Annotated in this window: 12 protein-coding genes; 2 read left to right on the top strand and 10 right to left on the bottom strand. The window is 39.1% G+C overall.

What is annotated here, in order from left to right:
* Nucleotides 1-88: 88 nt before the first annotated feature.
* Nucleotides 89-2,101, top strand: coding sequence for an NAD-dependent DNA ligase LigA (gene ligA / locus R2R71_RS18550; protein WP_316832777.1), 2,013 nt, complete (start codon nt 89-91; stop codon nt 2,099-2,101).
* 85 nt (nt 2,102-2,186) lie between these two features.
* Entirely contained in the window at nt 2,187-3,074 is an 888-nt protein-coding gene (gene dapA, locus R2R71_RS18545; protein ID WP_316832776.1) for a 4-hydroxy-tetrahydrodipicolinate synthase, read from the top strand.
* 124 nt (nt 3,075-3,198) lie between these two features.
* Here dapA and R2R71_RS18540 read toward each other — a convergent pair whose 3' ends face one another.
* From R2R71_RS18540 to R2R71_RS18495, 10 genes are all read right to left on the bottom strand, one after another.
* Complete coding sequence (locus R2R71_RS18540) at nt 3,199-4,755, bottom strand: RagB/SusD family nutrient uptake outer membrane protein (protein WP_316832775.1); 1,557 nt, start codon at nt 4,753-4,755, stop codon at nt 3,199-3,201.
* 27 nt (nt 4,756-4,782) lie between these two features.
* Entirely contained in the window at nt 4,783-7,977 is a 3,195-nt protein-coding gene (locus R2R71_RS18535; protein WP_316832774.1) for a TonB-dependent receptor, read from the bottom strand.
* Nucleotides 7,978-8,831: 854 nt separating this feature from the next.
* On the bottom strand, nt 8,832-9,008 hold the full coding sequence (locus tag R2R71_RS18530) for a hypothetical protein (RefSeq protein ID WP_010602932.1): 177 nt from the start codon (nt 9,006-9,008) through the stop codon (nt 8,832-8,834).
* Nucleotides 9,009-9,266: 258 nt separating this feature from the next.
* Nucleotides 9,267-10,508, bottom strand: coding sequence for an aminotransferase class I/II-fold pyridoxal phosphate-dependent enzyme (locus R2R71_RS18525; protein ID WP_316832773.1), 1,242 nt, complete (start codon nt 10,506-10,508; stop codon nt 9,267-9,269).
* Nucleotides 10,509-10,680: 172 nt separating this feature from the next.
* Entirely contained in the window at nt 10,681-12,306 is a 1,626-nt protein-coding gene (ftsZ, locus tag R2R71_RS18520) for a cell division protein FtsZ (RefSeq protein WP_316832772.1), read from the bottom strand.
* Between the two features lie 130 nt (nt 12,307-12,436).
* Nucleotides 12,437-13,795: a cell division protein FtsA gene (gene ftsA / locus R2R71_RS18515; RefSeq protein WP_316832771.1), complete on the bottom strand. Its 1,359-nt coding sequence runs from the start codon at nt 13,793-13,795 to the stop codon at nt 12,437-12,439.
* Between the two features lie 44 nt (nt 13,796-13,839).
* Entirely contained in the window at nt 13,840-15,030 is a 1,191-nt protein-coding gene (locus R2R71_RS18510; protein WP_316832770.1) for a cell division protein FtsQ, read from the bottom strand.
* Nucleotides 15,023-16,378 carry a UDP-N-acetylmuramate--L-alanine ligase gene (murC, locus tag R2R71_RS18505; RefSeq protein WP_316832769.1) on the bottom strand — a complete coding sequence of 452 codons (1,356 nt, stop codon included), beginning with the start codon at nt 16,376-16,378 and terminating at the stop codon, nt 15,023-15,025. The genes R2R71_RS18510 and murC overlap by 8 nt, the downstream gene beginning before the upstream one ends.
* Before the next feature lie 74 nt (nt 16,379-16,452).
* Nucleotides 16,453-17,559 carry an undecaprenyldiphospho-muramoylpentapeptide beta-N-acetylglucosaminyltransferase gene (murG, locus tag R2R71_RS18500; protein ID WP_316832768.1) on the bottom strand — a complete coding sequence of 369 codons (1,107 nt, stop codon included), beginning with the start codon at nt 17,557-17,559 and terminating at the stop codon, nt 16,453-16,455.
* A 123-nt stretch (nt 17,560-17,682) separates the two neighbouring features.
* A complete protein-coding gene (locus R2R71_RS18495; protein WP_316832767.1) occupies nt 17,683-18,876 on the bottom strand; it encodes an FtsW/RodA/SpoVE family cell cycle protein in 1,194 nt (397 codons plus the stop codon).
* Nucleotides 18,877-18,886 lie beyond the last annotated feature (10 nt).

Raw genomic sequence — 18,886 nt, 5'->3', positions numbered from 1 at the left:
ACTAGGATAGAATTGACTTGTGGAAATTTGCAAATGCAGCAAAGCAATAAATTATGTTAAAAACAACATTTTTATCTAAGTTTGTTCCATGTCGCTATTTGCAGTAAAAGAAGAAATGGATGCCCTCGTGGCCGAATTAAACCAGCACAACTACAATTATTACGTGCTGGCAATGCCAACCATTGGCGATTTTGAATTTGATAAAAAACTTAAGCATCTTGCCGATCTGGAAACTGCAAATCCTCAGTTTGCAGATCCGAATTCTCCAACACAGCGGGTTGGCGGCGACATCACCAAAAACTTCGTAACCGTTCAGCATAAATACCCAATGCTCTCCTTGGGCAACACCTATAATGAGCAGGATTTACGCGATTTTGATGAACGCATCAGAAAGGCTATAGGCGATAATTTCGAATATGTTTGTGAGTTAAAGTTTGATGGCCTGTCCATCAGCCTTACTTATGAAAATGGTAAACTTTTAAGAGCAGTTACCCGTGGTGATGGTTCAAAAGGTGATGATGTGACCAATAACGTAAAAACCATTCATACCATCCCACATCAGCTAAAAACCAGCAATGCACCGGAGCACTTTGAAATACGTGGCGAAATTTTCATGCACAAAGCGGCTTTTTTAAGACTGAACGCCGCCCGGGAGGAGCTTGGCGAAATTCCTTATGCAAATCCAAGAAATTTTGCTTCCGGAACTATAAAAATGCAGGATAGTAAAGAGGTAGCCAAGCGCCCGCTTGATGGTTTCATCTACTTTCTTTATACCGACAAAAATGAATTTAAAACACATTGGGAAAGTTTGAATGCAGTTAAAGACTGGGGCTTTCACGTTTGTGAACACAATCGCCTGGTTAAAAACATCGATGATGTACTGGAATTCATCCACCACTGGGAAAATGAACGTTTCAAATTGAGTTACGATATCGATGGTATTGTAATCAAGGTAAACAGCTATGCACAACAACAGGAACTTGGCTTTACGGCAAAATCTCCACGTTGGGCAATTTCCTATAAATATAAAGCAGCTGAAGTAGAAACCATACTTGAAAAAGTAACTTATCAGGTTGGGCGCACAGGAGCGGTAACACCGGTTGCGAATTTAAAACCTGTCTTGCTCGCAGGCACGACGGTTAAAAGGGCAACACTCCATAATGCAAACGAAATAGAAAGATTGGATTTGCATGAAGGAGATACTGTTTTTGTTGAAAAAGGTGGCGAGATCATTCCAAAAATCATTAAGGTAAATCTCGACAAACGATTAGCTGATGCTAAGAAAGTCCACTACCTTCATAATTGTCCTGAATGTGGTACCGAGCTGATTAGAAAGGAAGGAGAAGCTGTCCACTACTGTCCTAATGATGAAGGCTGTCCACCGCAGATTGTAGGTAAAATACAGCATTTTATCGGACGTAAAGCGATGAACATTGATGGGCTTGGTGATGAAACAATTGAAACTTTTTTCAAAAGAGGCTTGATTAACCACATCAGCGATTTGTATACACTCTATCAGAAATCTGAGGAGTTAAAAGCTATCGATCGGTTCGGTGAACGTTCTATCGAGAACATGCTATCAGGCATCGAAAAATCAAAAGAAATGCCTTTCGAGAAGGTTCTTTTTGGCTTAGGCATCCGCTACGTTGGCGAAACGGTGGCTAAGAAACTGGCGGCAGGTGTTAAAAACATCGACAACCTGGCTAAAGCAAACCTGGAAGAATTAACCGCAATTGACGAAATTGGGCAACGCATTGCAGAAAGCATTGTTGAATATTTCGGAAAAACTGAGCACTTAACACAAATAGAATTATTAAAATCCGCCGGATTGCGCTTTGAAATTGAAGAAAAGGTAATAACGCTTGACAGTGATACACTTATTGGAAAAACATTCGTAATTTCGGGCGTTTTTGAGAACTATAGCAGAGATGAGTTAAAAGACTTAATCGAAGCAAATGGGGGCAAAATTTTAAGTGGTATTTCGGGCAAGTTAAACTACCTGGTTGCCGGCGATAACATGGGCCCCTCAAAACTCGAAAAAGCAAACAAGCTAAATATTCCAATCATCAGCGATGCTGAATTATTGGAAATGATAAAATAAATGAACGAGCGATTGATGTAACTAATAATGGAATATTAAACATTCAATCATTTACTCATTCAAAATTCAATAATTATTAATAAAAATGAACAAATTTCAGGGTACAGGTGTGGCTTTAGTTACACCTTTTAACACAGATGGAACAGTTGATTATAATGGTTTAAAAAACCTGATTAATCATCTGGTAGATGGAGGGATAGATTACCTCGTTTCTTTAGGCACAACCGGCGAAACCGCTACAATGACTAAGGAAGAGAAGAAGAAGGTGTGGGCCTATACTGCTGAAATCAATAATAACAGATTACCATTGGTTGCCGGAATTGGCGGAAACAATACTTTAGCTGTTGCCGAAGACATTAAAGCTTTTGACGCTACTGGCTATAGCGCAATCCTTTCGGTTAGTCCATATTACAACAAACCAACCCAGGAGGGTATTTACCAGCATTACAAACGCCTTGCTGAAGTCTCTCCTTTAGATTTGATTTTATACAATGTTCCTGGGCGTACAATGAGTAACATGAGCCCGGAAACTACTTGCAGACTGGCGCACGATTTTAAAAACATCATTGCCACTAAAGAAGCTTCAGGAAGTTTTGATCAATTTAACCAGATTATGCGTGATAAGCCTGAAAATTTCCTTTTAATCTCAGGCGATGATCCAATTACCTTACCTATGGTTGCTTTAGGTGCTTCAGGCATCATTTCAGTAATCGCTAATGCCCTACCAAAACAATTCTCCGAAATGGTAAACCTATGTCTTGCAGGAGATTTCAAGGCTGCTTTACCTGCTCACTTGAGCCTCGTTGAATTTACGCGATTAGCTTTTGCCGAGGGTAATCCTGCTGGCGTTAAAGCTGCACTTAAGCATTTGAATATTTGTGGTGATACCGTTAGGTTACCATTAATAAAAGCCTCAACGCAACTGGAAAGCTTAATTGTAAAAGAAATAGAAAAATTAAGTGTTACAGCTTAATTAATTGCAAATAAAGAAGCGCCCTGATTGAAATCATGGGCGCTTTTTTGTTATTATAGGTTGATGTAAAATAATAAAAAGAAAGGATGCCCCTAAAGGCAACCCCTCTTCACCGCTAAGTATTTTAATAACCCGGGTTTTGGGTTAGTTTAGGGTTGTTCTTAATTTCAGGTGTTGGTATCGGGAATAACAGGTTTTTAGCCTGTAAAGGTTGATTAACACTTTTATTAATGTGCCCAACAAAATTGTCAAAGCTGTTTGTGCTTTCATTGTATGCTTTGCGTAAACGGAGCATATCAAACCATAAGATACCTTCGTAACATAGCTCGTGCCAGCGCTCTTTCCAAACAGCCTCTTCAAATTGCGTTTGGCCTAAACCAGCTAAATCTGCAAGCTGGGCTCTTTTTCTGATCGCATTTACTGCAGCATAGGCAGCCGCATTCGGTGTACCATCAGCTCTGTTTTGTGCTTCAGCATAAATTAGCAAAGTTTCTGCATAACGTATTTGTGGAATATTCAAGTCACTTCTGCTTGTACCTTCAACACCCAATGTACCATTTGCTACTAAATCGAAATGTTTGAAAATATAAGGCTTACCACGGTTAATCAATGGAAGTTTGAAACCATCAGTATAATAATCCGTAAAGAAATAACCATCGCGATTTTTTGCTCTTAAATCTCCTGCTTCGTATGAAGCATAAAAATCGGCAGTTGGAATAGAAGTACCAATTCCATCGATTTTCGAAACCAAAGGCTGGTGTAATGGCAAATAGATAGACTGAAGCGGATTACCTGAACCTGCAGCGTCATTATACTGAATACCAAACAAATGCTCTGTTTTATTATCATTTTTAGCATCATGAATGGCTGCATAATTAGCAAAAAGCCCCAGACTTGATGGATTTGCCGTTGCATAATCGATCACCTCTTTCGATTTATCGGCAGCAAGTTTATAGTATGCAGCACCTTTATTTAAAGGCTGACCAGCCATAGTAAGGTACACTTTTGCCAGTTGTGTTTTTATTGCGGCAGTTGAAACCCTTCCGCTCGCATCCATATATGGAAGGCCCGCTGCCTCTGCCAAGATTAAATCATCCACAATCTGCTTATAAACCTGTTCCTGGGTTGATCTCGCAGGCGAGAAATTCGGATCACTCGGACTGCTGATTGGTTTAACGATCAACGGAACATCACCCCATAAACGAACAAGGTAAAAATAGGCCCATGCCCTTAGAAAAGATGCTTCACCCAGAATTCTTTTCTTTTGCGCACCATCCATCGGATTAATTCCTGGAACTTTATCCAGAACAAGGTTTGCCTGGGCAATTACCTTGTAAAAACCATTCCAGTTCTGGTTAACATGAAGGTTTGAACCATCATAAATAAGGGAATATAAATTGTTTAAATCAGAGTTCTGAGCCGTTTCAGTAATCTGCATACCGGTAGGTGCATCATACATCTGCCAGTTGTTCGAAAATATACCTGCACCACCGCCAATAAACCTGATTTCTGCATAAACAGCAGCGATACCGGCTTCAGCATGCTCTGGTAGCGTATAAAAGCTCGAGGGAGATAAGTTTGTCGGATCTGTATCATCCAAAAACTTTTTACATCCGGAATTACTCATTACTGCCCCACTTAGCAGCAGTAACAAAAAGATATTTTTTATATTGATTTTCATTTTAATAATCTTATCGGTTAATACTATTTATAATCCAATGTTTAAGCCCAGAAGGAAAGTAGTTGGTTTTGGATAATCAAAAAATGTTTGTCCCTGAGCAAATACATTTCCGTAGGTGGTTACTTCCGGATCATTTCCCGTATATTTTGTAGCCAGGAAGAAATTCTGAACCGAAGCATAAATTTTAAGCCTGTTTAAACGTAATTTTTGAGCAACGGCAGAATTAAAGGTATAACCCAATAAAATGTTTTTTCCACGGATAAACGAACCATCCTCAAGCCAGTGTGTATCAACATTGGTTACGTAACCAGCAGCCTGATCACGAATTGCCGCAATTGGTGTGTTTTGGTTTTGAGGAGTCCATGCATTCAAAACACTTGCAAAGCTGTTTGCCTGCACTTGTCTGTCTTCGCCTGAGTGATGGGTCATGTTTAAAACATCATTACCATAAGAATACTGTAACTCAACAACTAAATCCAGGTTTTTATACCGGAAAGAGTTAGACAATGAACCCCAGCCTTTTGGTGTTCCATTACCGATAATCTGACGGTCGGCATCAGTTATTGCTTTATCACCATTTACATCAAGATATTTGATATCTCCCGGTAAAAGTGTTTTACCTCCACGGTAACTTACATATTTGGCCGCTTCAGCACGTTCCGCTTCACTCCAGGTACCAAGACGAACAAGGCCCCAGAAAGAACCAACTGGCTCACCTACACGGATAATACCCGTTTGATTGGTGAAATTTGGATTACCCACACCGAAAATATCATCAGGGGTAGCTAACGATAAAACTTTATTTTTGTTTAACGAAATATTGAAGCTTGTTTTCCAGGTAAAATCTTCACTTTGAATATTGACAGTGTTAATACCAAGGTTTAAGCCTTTATTCTCCATTGAACCAACGTTTTTACGGATTACGGCGTAACCTGTAGATCTTGGAACAGGAGCATCCAAAAGCATGTCAGTTGTTTTTCTGTAATAAAGATCGGCTTCTAAATTGATGCGGTTATTGAATAAGCCTAGTTCCAAACCACCATCGTATTGTGCTGTTTTTTCCCAAACCAAATCAGGGTTGGCAAGTCTGCCGATACCGATACCGGTTACTTTACTATCATTAATAATAGCCGAGTTGTTTACTAAGGTAGCCAATGATTGATAAGCCGGAAGTTCTGAATTTCCACTTAAGCCATAACTTGTACGTAGTTTTAAATTAGAAATGGTTTTATTTCCTTTAAGGAAATCTTCATTTGATACATTCCATGCAACTGCAGCGGAAGGGAAGAACGCGTATTTGTGATTCTCACCAAACTTAGATGAACCATCTGCCCTTCCTGTAACGGTTACCAGGTATTTATCTTTGAAAGCATAATTTATACGGCCAAAATAAGAGTTAAAGGCCGAACGGCTTCTGCTTGAGCCAACACTGATCGATTTACTTCCCGAACCCAGGTTGTTATCGCCATAAAAATCTGTTACAAAATTTTCTGCATGGCTGGTATTGCTGAAAAAGTTGCTGGCTTGCCACGAAATACCTAATAAGGCATTAATGGAATGAGATTCTGCAAAACGCTTGTTATACGTTAAATAATTTTCTATCGACCAGAATGTTTCCCTGTCATTAGTAATGTTAGCCGTTCCATTTTGTCCATCTGATATACCATACAACAACTTTGCATTATATTCATTAATGTTCCTGCTTACCACGTTAGATCCCAACTGGGTACGGAATTCTAAATCTTTAGAAAAGCTAATGGTACTGTATAAACTTCCAAGCATGGTCTGGGTAATAATACCATATTTCTGATCAGTCAGGATGTGAACAGGATTGGAGCCACCTTCAGCCCATGGAATGAGTTTATTATCGCCCCACTTGCCATCAGGCATTTTAATAGGTAAAAACGGGAATGCTTCAGTAATCATACGAACTGAATTCAACCCGCCTGTACCCTGGTCTACAATATTCTCATCCTGGTTATTATAACTTAAATTACCACCAACCTTTAACCATGGTTTAATTTTACTATCAAAATTAAATCTTGCAGAGTAGCGTTTCAGGTATGAGTTTTTCAACAATCCTTCATCGTCACGGTATCCTGCAAAAACCCCGTAAGTGTTGTTCTCATTACCACCGGTAAAACCCAACTGGTGGTTTTGTGATAACTTATTTTGTGTTGATTCTTTTAACCAATCAGTATTATACAAAGGATTACCATTGCTATCAAAAAGCGTTGGTATTGCTGCCCTGGCCGCTTTAGGTACTGGCGTTGAAGCATAGTTTCCAGCTGCCCAGCCTACCGGGTCGTAAACCTTAATATTATCGTAAGCTAAATCCTGTACTTTAACATATTCGTACGCATCAAGCATTTTAACATGGTGGGCTGCCAAGGTATTTACAGAGAAATCTGCATCATATGTAATACGCTGTGCATTCGCTGTTCCTTTCTTTGTTGTAATTAAGATAACCCCATTTGCACCTCTAGCACCATATATTGCTGTAGATGACGCATCTTTTAACACTTCCACCGAAGCGATATCGCTTGGATTAATATAGTCAATCGCGTTACTGTTCTGTGTTTGTGAACCTACCGGCAAGGCAACTCCATCAACAACGAAAAGTGGGTTATTACTGGTATTAATTGAACTAAAACCACGAATACGGATATTGGTTTGTCCGCCTGGCCTACCAGAGTTGGTATTCACCTGAACACCCGAGACTCTTCCTGCAAGCGCCTGATTTAGTGAAGCTGCAGGACGTTCCTGAAGTTCGCTGGCTTTTACTACCCCAACTGAACCGGTTAAATCTGTTTTCTTTACTGTTCCATAACCAATTACCACAACATCATCCAGTTTACTGGCTTCAGCAGGAACAATACTCACACTTAAATTTGTTTGTGTACCCACCGCTACATCTTTATTCTGGTAGCCCACAAAAGAAAAACGTAATATATCTTTTTGGCTGGCCTCTATGGTGAACTTACCGGAAGCATCTGTTACTGCCGATTTACCCGTTGAGAGGTTTTTAACACCAACACCGGGCATTGGCTGGCTCTTTTCATCGAGTACCGTTCCGGTAATCACTTCTTTGCTTTTAATGACATTTAGAGGAAGCTTTTCTCCTGGTAAATAAGGCATTTCTTTGCCTCCCGGAGTCATTGAAAAAGCAGGACTATGGAGCAAAAAAAGCGCAGCAAGCCCTGAAATCTTGAGTAGATTCATTTTCATTAGGATTAGGTTTAGTAAATGGTTAGTTAAAAATTATATATTAATTAATTGTGATTCATAAAACGTTTTAGTAAAAGATTAAATAAATTGAAATTTTGGTTGTTTAATTAAAAAAGCTGATTTAAAGGGGCAATACAGACAAAGTATATAGGAAATAGAAAGACACGAGTATGTCTTGATAATGTAGCTAAAGAAAATACTGAATTGTATAATCCTGGGATGCATATTTTTAGTTGGTTAGAGATAAAACGATTTATCTACTCAATTATAGGCAATTATCTTTTCATTGTCAACATATATTTTAAAAAATATTCACAATAAAGTATTATTAAAAATACAGCATGATTAATAATACATATGTTAAATAATTTGTTAAATTTTTATTTTTATAAAGATGGTTTAAAAAAAATAATTATGCACTCAGTTAGCTCCAAGCGCAACATTCCAGTTCAATTCATTGACAATTAACTGAAAATATAAAATTTTAAAAAATGATAATTGGTTTAGCCTATACCCTTCTCAAAGATATTGGCCCTCATGATAAAATTACCGTAAAATCACTTCCATAGTCATATATATGCAGAAGCATTCAACGAGTAAGTAGGATAAGCAAAAAAGAAGATACAAGGGAGGCCGGACGCTGTGGTATCACCATCAGATGAATAGTGCATATTCATCGCAGGATTATGAATAAATCGAAAACAAAAACCCGAACCTAGTTCATTTATTTATACAATGATAAATAAATGATTTGCTGTAGAATCAGATTGTTTGGATGATTATAAATTCTTGACACAAAAAAAGCCTTCACTATTGTGAAAGCTTTTTCAATAAATATTTTTAATCGTTTAGGCTTTGTTTTTGGTATCCTGAACCTCTAAACGAATTGCCTGCGCTAAATTTTTTAAATCTTGCATTCCTTTACGTACGCGGGTACCTGCTGCGCTGTTTCCTTTGTTATAAAACTTGTCTGCGTCAGCTTCCAAAGCTGCAACTAAACTTTTAACTTCTTCGAATTTTTTCATTTTTAAATGCTCCTATAAATTTTTAGGTTTTTAGTTTTTATTAAGTAACTCTAATTTAAAGGGTTTAGCCAAAAAAAAAAATTTTTAACAAGACAAAAAACAGCCTCCAGTGGCCTATTTTTCCACATTAATGCTGTTTATAAACATTTAGCACTAACAAAATACAATCAAACACCTGAAAATCAAATAAATACAAATAAAACAAAATAAAAAAGCCCTCTAATACACATTAGAGGGCTATCAAAATATATTTTCGACCTATGCTGTCGCGAATTGGTTTTCTTTATAATATCCGCTTTCCAATTTCTCTGACACTTCACTAAAGGCATCTAAAGTACGTTGTACATCTTCTAAAGTATGAACAGCAGTTGGAATTAAACGTAACTCGATCATACCTTTTGGAATAACAGGATACACTACAATAGAGCAGAATATGCTATAGTTTTCGCGTAAATCGAATGTAATTGCAGTTGCATCACTTAATTCACCTTTAAGAAAAACAGGGGTAACAACTGAATTGGTTACACCTAAATCGAAACCACGCTCGCGTAAACCTTTTTGTAAGGTTGTAGCAATTTCCCATAATTTATCTTTCAATTCAGGTTTGCTTCTTAGTAATTCCAGACGTTTCAATAAACCGATTACCATAGGCATAGGAAGTGCTTTGGCGAATGTTTGTGAACGCATGTTATACCTTAAGAAATTGGTGATTTCCTCTGTTGAAGCAACGAATGCACCAATACCCGCCATCGATTTGGCAAAAGTTCCGAAATAAACATCAATTCCATCAATGCAATCCTGTGCTTCGTGTGTACCAGCACCAGTTTTACCCATCGTACCAAAGCCATGGGCATCATCAACTAAAATACGGAATTCGAAATCTTTTTTAAGATCAACGATTTCTTTTAGTTTTCCTTGTGCACCACTCATTCCAAAAACACCTTCAGTAATTAAAAGAATACCACCTCCAGATTCTTTAGTCAGTTTGGTAGCACGCTCTAATTGCTTTCTTGCACTATCGATATCATTATGTTGATAAACAAATCTTTTACCCATATGCAAACGAAGGCCATCGATAATACATGCATGAGATTCTGCATCATAAACGATAACATCATTCCGATCTACCAGGGTATCAATGATCGAAACCATCCCCTGATAACCGTAGTTTAATAAGAAAGCATCGGGTTTACCTACAAATGCTGCTAATTCCTGCTCCAGCTGCTCATGGTAATTTGAGTTTCCGCTCATCATTCTGGCACCCATTGGGTAAGCCATACCAAACTGAGCTGCCGCTTCTTCATCAGCCTTTCTCACCTCCGGGTGATTAGCTAAACCTAAATAATTATTTAAACTCCAAACCAGGTGCTCTTTTCCTTTAAATTGCATGTGTGGTGCAATTTCCCCTTCTAATTTTGGAAATGAGAAATACCCATGAGACCATTTCTGGTGTTGCCCAAGAGGCCCCATGTGTTTTGCTATTTTATCAAATATATCCAATGTATTATGTTTTTATATTGTACTGAAATTGTGGCGAATTTACGGTTTATCCTGCTTAAAATCAACTGGATTAGTCCAGCCGAAGTCAATTAACTGATTTTAACACTCCAATTTAATGCCAAAAAAGCCCCCGGTTTAAAATCGGGGGCTTTTTAGTCATATTGAGCTTATATTAGTCAACGTTATCGTGTAAAAAAGAATTGTTCGGTCTGATCTCCGTTCCGCCATCCTGATCATTGCTTAATGTAAAGCGGCTCACCTGCGATTCTGACGAATGCTGAACTTGCTGCAATTGCATTTGCTTACGCTTATAAGCTGGTTCGTTCTCCAGTTCCTGCAAACCATTTGTAGTACGAAGTTTCATGCTTAAATCTTTTAAACGCATAATACGTTCTCTTGATTTTTTCAATTGCTCTTCAACCGATTCGTCGCTTTGATTATCATCTAAGCCAACTACAGGTAACTCTGGCTCTGGTTCAGGCATTGCAGGAATCTCGGCAACAGGTGTTTCGAAAACAAATTCGGTTTCAGCAAGCTTGATTTCAAACTCAAAGCCCGTTTCTGCCGGTGCTTCTGCCTGAGGTTCTTCCTCAAGTAAAGTGTGACGAACGATATCATTTTCAGGCTCCTGGTATTTTGGAGCTTCTGCTTTATTAAACATGCCACCAAACAAATCTGCCTGAGGCGCTTCTTCTTTAGCTTTTAAAACTGGCTCAGGTGATGGAGCAGCCTTAGGTTGTATAAAAGAATTTACAGGCTCAACCGGACGAACCAAAGGTGCTTCCTCAGGTGTAAGCAATGATATTTTCTTTTTGTTTTTCTCTTCTATTACGCGTTCTTCCGAAGTCTGGAAACCAGTTGCAATGATGGTTACCGATAACTTATCATTCAGTGTTTCATCAGTACAGTTACCCCAGATTAAATCAGCAGATAAACCAGCTTTTTCCTGAATGTAATCGGTAATGATTGAAACCTCATCCATGGTTACCTCACGCAAGCCAGAGCTGATATTCAACAAGATGTAACGGGCACCTTCTATTTCACTATCTTTTAATAGTGGAGAAGCCAAAGCACCTTCCACAGCCTGTAAAGCACGTTCTTCGCCTTCAGCTGCAAAGCTACCCATGATGGCAACACCACTATCTTTCATTACAGTGCGCACATCTTTAAAATCGACGTTGATATAGCCTGGTACAGTGATGATTTCGGCGATTCCTTTTGCAGCAGTAGTTAAAATATCATCTGCCTGACCAAAAGCAGAACCTAAAGTTAGGTTACCAAAGATTTCACGGAGCCTGTCATTAGAAATAACCAGATAAGAATCTACATATTTCTTTAATTCCTCCATTCCTTCATCGGCCTGCAACCTGCGTCGCTTACCTTCAAAAGAAAATGGTGTGGTAATGATGGCTACAGTTAGAATATCAAGTTCTTTGGCAGCTTTGGCAATAATCGGACTTGCACCAGTACCTGTGCCACCACCCATTCCGGCAGTAATAAACAGCATCTTAGTGGTACTGCCCAGCATGGCTTTAATATCATCGATATTTTCTATGGCTGAGTTTTTTCCAACCTCAGGAATAGAACCAGCACCCATTCCTTCAGTTAAACTAGCACCTAATTGTACCTTGTTAGGTATAGGGCTAGATTCCAAAGCCTGGGCATCTGTATTACAAATAATAAAATCCACACCAGTAATACCCGACAGGTACATATGGTTCACCGCGTTGCCGCCACCGCCACCAACACCAATTACTTTGATGATTGATGACTTATCTTTTAACATTTCGAACTGCATAATCTTATGAATCAGTTGTTTAAAAATTCTTAAATTCTGTTCATTACCAAATGTAATATTAACACTTTTTCAACACACGTTTTCCACAACTGTTCATAATGTGGAAAACTCCTGTTTTGTTGAAAAAAACCTATCCTCTTAAGTAATCTTCATCACTAACATCCATATCATCCTGAATGAAAGTTCTTGTTTTTGCAAGCAATTTATCGAATAAACCTGGTCCGCGTTTTTCCTTTTCCTTAGCCGTTTTAGGTTTCTCAACAAACACCCCTGGCTGCTTCATTTCTTCAATTAATTCTTCGGCTTTTTGAATTCCTTTAATCAATAAACCAACGCTGGTTGCATACATCGGGCTTTTCAGGTCATCATAAATGGTCTTCGGCATATCTTCATATTTCGACAGATGCTCGTTTGGATAACCAATACGACAATCTAAACCTGTTACATACTCAACCGCCTGGCTCAAATGCTTAAGCAATGCACCACCACCGGTGATCACAATACCACCAATTAGCTTTTTCTCATATCCCGAAGCCTTGATTTCATAGTAAACATGCTCGATGATTTCTTCCATACGGGCCTGAATTACATAGGCAAGATTTTTAACCGAAATTTCTTTTGGTTCCCTGCCGCGTAATCCTGGCACACAGATAATCTCGTTCTCTTTATTCTCCTCGGCCAAAGCAGAACCAAAACGTGTTTTTAGTAATTCAGCCTGGTTACGCATTACAGAACATCCCTCTCTGATATCTTCGGTAACACTGTTACCTCCAAAAGGAATAACAGCTGTATGACGGATAATGCCCTCATGGAAAATAGCAATATCAGTTGTACCACCACCAATATCTACCAGTGCAATACCAGCTTCCTTTTCTTCATCGCTCAACACCGATTCAGAAGAAGCTAAAGGCTCCAGGATTAAATCCTGTGTTTGAAGCCCTGCATTGTTTACACATTTAATAATGTTTTTCACAGCCGTTACCTGCCCAGAAATGATATGGAAATTCGCTTCTAAACGAACACCTGCCATTCCAATCGGATCTTTAATACCCGGCTCATTATCAATGGTAAATTCCTGCGGTAAAACATGGATAATTTCTTCGCCCGGAGGCATCACCAGTTTAAACATATCATCGATAAGCTTATCGATGTCTTTTTTACCGATTTCGTTATTTAATTCCCTTCTGGTTAAAATACCACGGTGCTGCAAACTTTTGATATGCTGACCTGCGATACCAACATTCACTACCTGTATTTCTACATTGGATTGCCCGCTGGCAATTTCTACGGCCTGTGCGATACCCTGGACAGTTTTCTGAATGTTAGAAACCACACCACGGGTTACACCTGCAGATTCAGCTTTACCTATTCCTAAGACCTCTATTTTACCATGCTGTGTTCTGCGACCTACAATAACACAAATTTTTGTAGTACCAATATCCAGGCCTACTACAATTGGAGACTGACTAGTAAATTTTGCCTTGTCCATATTCGTTAATTTTGTTGAGTTATATATTCTGTTTTTCTAGGGACTTATTTATTCTTCTTCTCCGGGGCTTTCTTCTGGCTTGCTTCCGGTTTAGCTGTCTTTGCCGTTGCCATCTTTTCAGCAAAACTTTTCTCTTTCTTCACCTCTGTTTTTTTATCTGCCGGTTTGGCTGTTTCCTTCTTCACTTCAGTAGCTTTAGGCTGTTCCTTTTTCACCTCCGCTTTTTTTACTTCGGTTTTTAAAGGCTCCGCTTTAGGTTTTTCTTTAACTACAGTTGCTTTGGGCTTGGCAGCGATAACCGGCTTTTCTTCCTTGTGTTCCACAACCTTTTCCTTTTTCACCTCACCGCTCTTCACTGCGTCAGCAATCACATCGCGAATAAGCGAATCAGAAACTTTCCTGGTGATATTTATACTATCAGCACTGGAAAGTACTTTCGGTCTCTTCGCTATTAGTGAAGAATCTCTTTTCTCGCAAACAATCTGATTGGTATATTTAATATTAATTGTCCTGTAAGTTTCCCAGCCCACCTGAGGCATTGCCTTTTTATAAAAAATTAACAGGTTTTTCATTTTCTTATCCAGCGAGTCGGCACTTCCAAGAATGATCCTTTGGTTTCCTACCCGCGGAATAAGTGTGATATCATTTTTACCATCTACAATAATCTGTTCAATCTGGTTATCCCACAGCGTATCTTTTTTAATGTATTGGGCGGTTTTGTATAAATCGCGTGCCATTTGCGTACGCAGCGTATCCACACGCACACCAAAACCTTCCTGAATATTGCCTGTTGCAACAAGTACATTGGCCGTAAAGTTTGGCGATATTGGCATTTTCAATCCATCGTTATCAATATAAAAATCCTGACCTGTAAGATTCAGAATTCTCAATATCGGCTGGCGTTGTTTAATCTCAATCCTAAGTACACCATCCATATCTGCATATACCTTGGCAAAACCGATATAAGGATTAGATCTTAATTTTTGTTCAATCTGATGGATATTAATCCGCTCGAGATTTCTACCGACCAAAACACCCTGATCTTCCCTCAAAATCTGATCAACCTCTTCCCTTTCGATAAAATTATCGGCACCGGGAATCAGTATTTTCACTTCGGTACATTTAACAGTTTGCTTTTTAACGTTGATAAAACTTAAAAGCACCACCACACCTGCAAGGCTAATCAGCCACGCAAATCCGGTAAGTATAGCGCTCCAGTTTATTCGTTTAAGCATTGTTCAAAATATTTTTTAATGGTTCAATCAATGTATCAATATCTCCTGCCCCAACCGTTAAAATCAGTTCAGGTTTTGTTTGTTTAACGTAGTCTAATACGTCGTTTTTAGCCATTATTTTCTTATCAGCCAATGTTATCTTATCTAAAAGATACTGGGCATTTATACCTTCAATAGGCAATTCCCTGGCCGGATAAATATCAAGTAAAATCAGTTCGTCTGCGCTTGCGAGTACTTTTGCAAATTCATCTGCAAAATCTCTGGTCCTGCTAAACAAATGTGGTTGAAAAACAACCGTTAATTTCCGATCAGGATATAATTGCCTTACCGCGTTAAAACAAGCTTTTAACTCCTCCGGGTGATGTGCATAATCATCGATATATACCTGCTGATCCGAATTAACAATATATTCAAACCTGCGTTTGACCCCTTTGAAATTAGCAACAGCTTGCTTTATCTTTTCCGGATCAATACCCAGTTGTAAAGCAATAGCTATTGCTACAGTCGTATTTTCAACATTATGCTTACCAGGCAGCATCAGTGTTAAATTACTGATGGTATGGTTTCCATCCTGGTAATCGAACACAAATTTCGACTCCTCTACCCTAATGTTTTCAGCCCTGGCGCTGGCAGTGGTGCTGGCAGCGTAACTCATGCTGTTTTCAATGGGCAAACCTTCATGCGCATAAATATGTCCCCCTTCTTTAAGCTGAGCTGCAAACAAATGAAAAGATTCTTCCAGATGGCTTTTGTCGCCATAAATATCAAGGTGATCGGCATCCATTGAAGTAATCACTGCAACATCAGGGTGTAAAGTCAAAAAGGACCTGTCGTATTCATCCGCCTCCACCACTACAACGTTATTATTACCAAACAGCACATTACTATTATAATTACTGGTAATGCCGCCTAAAAATGCGGTACAATCGTATCCTGTGTCTTTCAAAATATGCGCAACAATAGACGAAGTGGTTGTTTTGCCATGTGTGCCGGCAATAGCAATACAAAACATTCCCTTACTAATGATACCCAGGACTTGTGAGCGTTTTTTAAGATCGAAACCTTTGTCTTTAAAATGGTTAAGAATTTTTGAATCCTTCGGGATTGCCGGTGTATACACCACCAGCGTATCATCGTGGTTATCCAGAAAAGCACAAGGTAATGCGGAAGCCTCATCGAGGTAAGAAATTAAAATACCTTCCTGTTCGAGCGCTTCAGTAAGCTTGGTACGGGTTTTATCATAACCACAAACCACCTGACCACGTTTAGCAAAATAACGGGCAAGCGCACTCATACCGATACCTCCGATACCAACGAAATACACCCTGTTTATTTTACTTAGTTCCATTTTATTAAGCTTAAGCTTCCTTTATAGGTTTTATTTTTTCTTTAAACTGCTTCGGTTTTTTCCGCTTTTCTCTTTTATTTTTTAATCAATTTCAATACTTCAGCCGCAATGATCTCATCTGCTTTCGGCAAAGCCATTTTTGCTATGTTTTCTGATAAGGCCTGGCTGTAGGCTTTATCATTTAATAACCTTAATGCCTCACTTACCAGGGTATCTTCAGCTGAGCTATCATTTATCAACACAGCGGCATTATTCTTAACCAATGCCATTGCATTTTTGGTTTGGTGATCTTCTGCCACATTTGGCGAAGGCACCAGGATTACCGGTTTTTGGATGAGACAAAGCTCAGCGATGGTTCCGGCACCTGCCCTGCTGATGATAACATCTGCTGCTGCGTAAGCCAGATCCATTTTATTCAAAAACTCCAGTATGCGCACGTTTGGATGATAATCCAAACCAAGCCTTTCTACTATGCCCTTGTAATAAAACTTCCCCGTTTGCCAGATAACCTGTACATCCTGTTTGATAATTTCAGGCAAATGCTTCTCAATACTTTTATTTAATGTTCCGGCACCTAAACTTCCTCCGGTAACTAAAATTGTTTTTTTCTGCGGATCGAGTTTTAAAAGCTCGGCACCCGAAAAATGTTTTCCTTTAATATCGACCACCTCCTGACGCACCGGATTTCCGGTTTTCAGGATCTTCGCTGCAGGAAAAAACTGCTGCATATCATCAAAAGCCACGCAGATTTTTGATGCTTTTTTGCCTAACCATTTATTGGTTATCCCGGCATAAGAATTCTGTTCCTGAATCAGGTAAGGAATTCCCTTTAAAGAGGCAGCATACAATAAGGGTCCAGAAGCATAGCCACCAACCCCAACAACCGCATCCGGTTTAAATTCCTTAATTAATTGTGTTGCTGCCCGAACGCTGCCAAGCACTTTAAATGGCAAGGCAAGATTTTTTACAATCGAACCCCGTTGAATACCACTAATATTTAAGCCCACAATTTTATATCCGGCTGCCGGAACTTTTTCCATCTCCATGCGGCCAATTGCACCCACAAACAATATTTCACAGGCAGGCACTATACGTTTCAATGCATTGGCAATGGCAACGGCGGGAAATATATGCCCGCCTGTGCCACCTCCTGATATGATAATTTTTGGGGAATTATTCATTTTTATATTAATTATTGAATTTCGCTTCTTTACCGTCTTTGCGAAACACGAAGCAATCTCTTTTATCTTAAACCATCTTCAACAGATTGCTTCGTCATTCTTCCTCGCAATGACGACCAACCGTTATCCAAATGCCGGAATCTCTCCAACAATTACTTTATTACTCACTTTCGATTTATCACCAGTAGCTTTACCTGCTACATTTTCTTCCACATCGCGGCTTACGCTCAAAATAATACCAAAAGCCACACTGGTAAAAATCATCGAAGTACCACCCATACTCACCAATGGTAGTGGCACCCCGGTAACCGGACCTAAACCAACTGCCACGGCCATGTTCGCAAATGCCTGTATGGTTAAACTAAAGCTCAGACCGGCTGCAAGCAGTGCGCCGAATGCCTTAGGTGCCCGTGTTACAATTTTTATACATCGGTATAAAAGTACCAGGTAAAGCAACATAATTACCATTCCCCCGAACGTTCCCCATTCTTCAATAATAATGGCGAAAATAAAATCCGAATAAGGATGCGGAAGGAAATTGCGTTGTGTACTGTTACCTGGTCCTTTACCGAATACACCGCCAGTAGCCAGAGCAATTTTGGCCTGGTCTGCCTGGAAAGTTTTATCAGAATGCTGCATCTCCGGATGCAGAAAAGACTTAATCCTTGATGCGTAAGTAGCTCTCCTTGGTCCCAGAAAAACCACTAGTAATAATAGAACCGCTCCACCGACACACACCAGCGATATCTGTTTAATACTTATCCGTCCGATGATTAAAAGCAAAATGCTTACACCAAAGAGCATCAATGCTGTAGATAAATTCGCTAATGCAATTAATACGAATACCACACAAACAGAGCCCATGATCGGGATAAAAGATTCTTTTACATCTTTAATATTTTCCTGCTTTTTGGTCAGCATTCTGGCAAGGAATGTAATCAGTGCCAGTTTGGCCAAATCGGAAGTTTGAAAGGTTAAGCCAATAACCGGAATTTTTACCCAACGTGATGCATCATTTACATTTGCCCCGAAAATAAGCGTATAGAGTAATAATGGTATCGTAACAATCATCAGAATCTTAGAAATACCGGCATAATAACGGTAATCCAGCAAATGCGAAATGTAAATCATACCGATACCGAGCAAAACAAAAATCAGATGCTTGGTTAGCAATAATTTTTCTACAGCTTCACCTTTTTTATATGCAAGCGTTCCCGTGGCACTGTAAACAGCCATTACAGAAATAAGCGAAAGCAGGATGATGATTAACCATATCCACCTGTCGCCTTTTGTTTTATTAAGTAGTGCTTCAAGCATATAAAAACCT

The sequence above is a fragment of the Pedobacter aquatilis genome (assembly GCF_032678405.1).
Classification (GTDB): domain Bacteria; phylum Bacteroidota; class Bacteroidia; order Sphingobacteriales; family Sphingobacteriaceae; genus Pedobacter; species Pedobacter aquatilis_A.
This window is presented reverse-complemented; position numbering and strand designations above follow the sequence as displayed.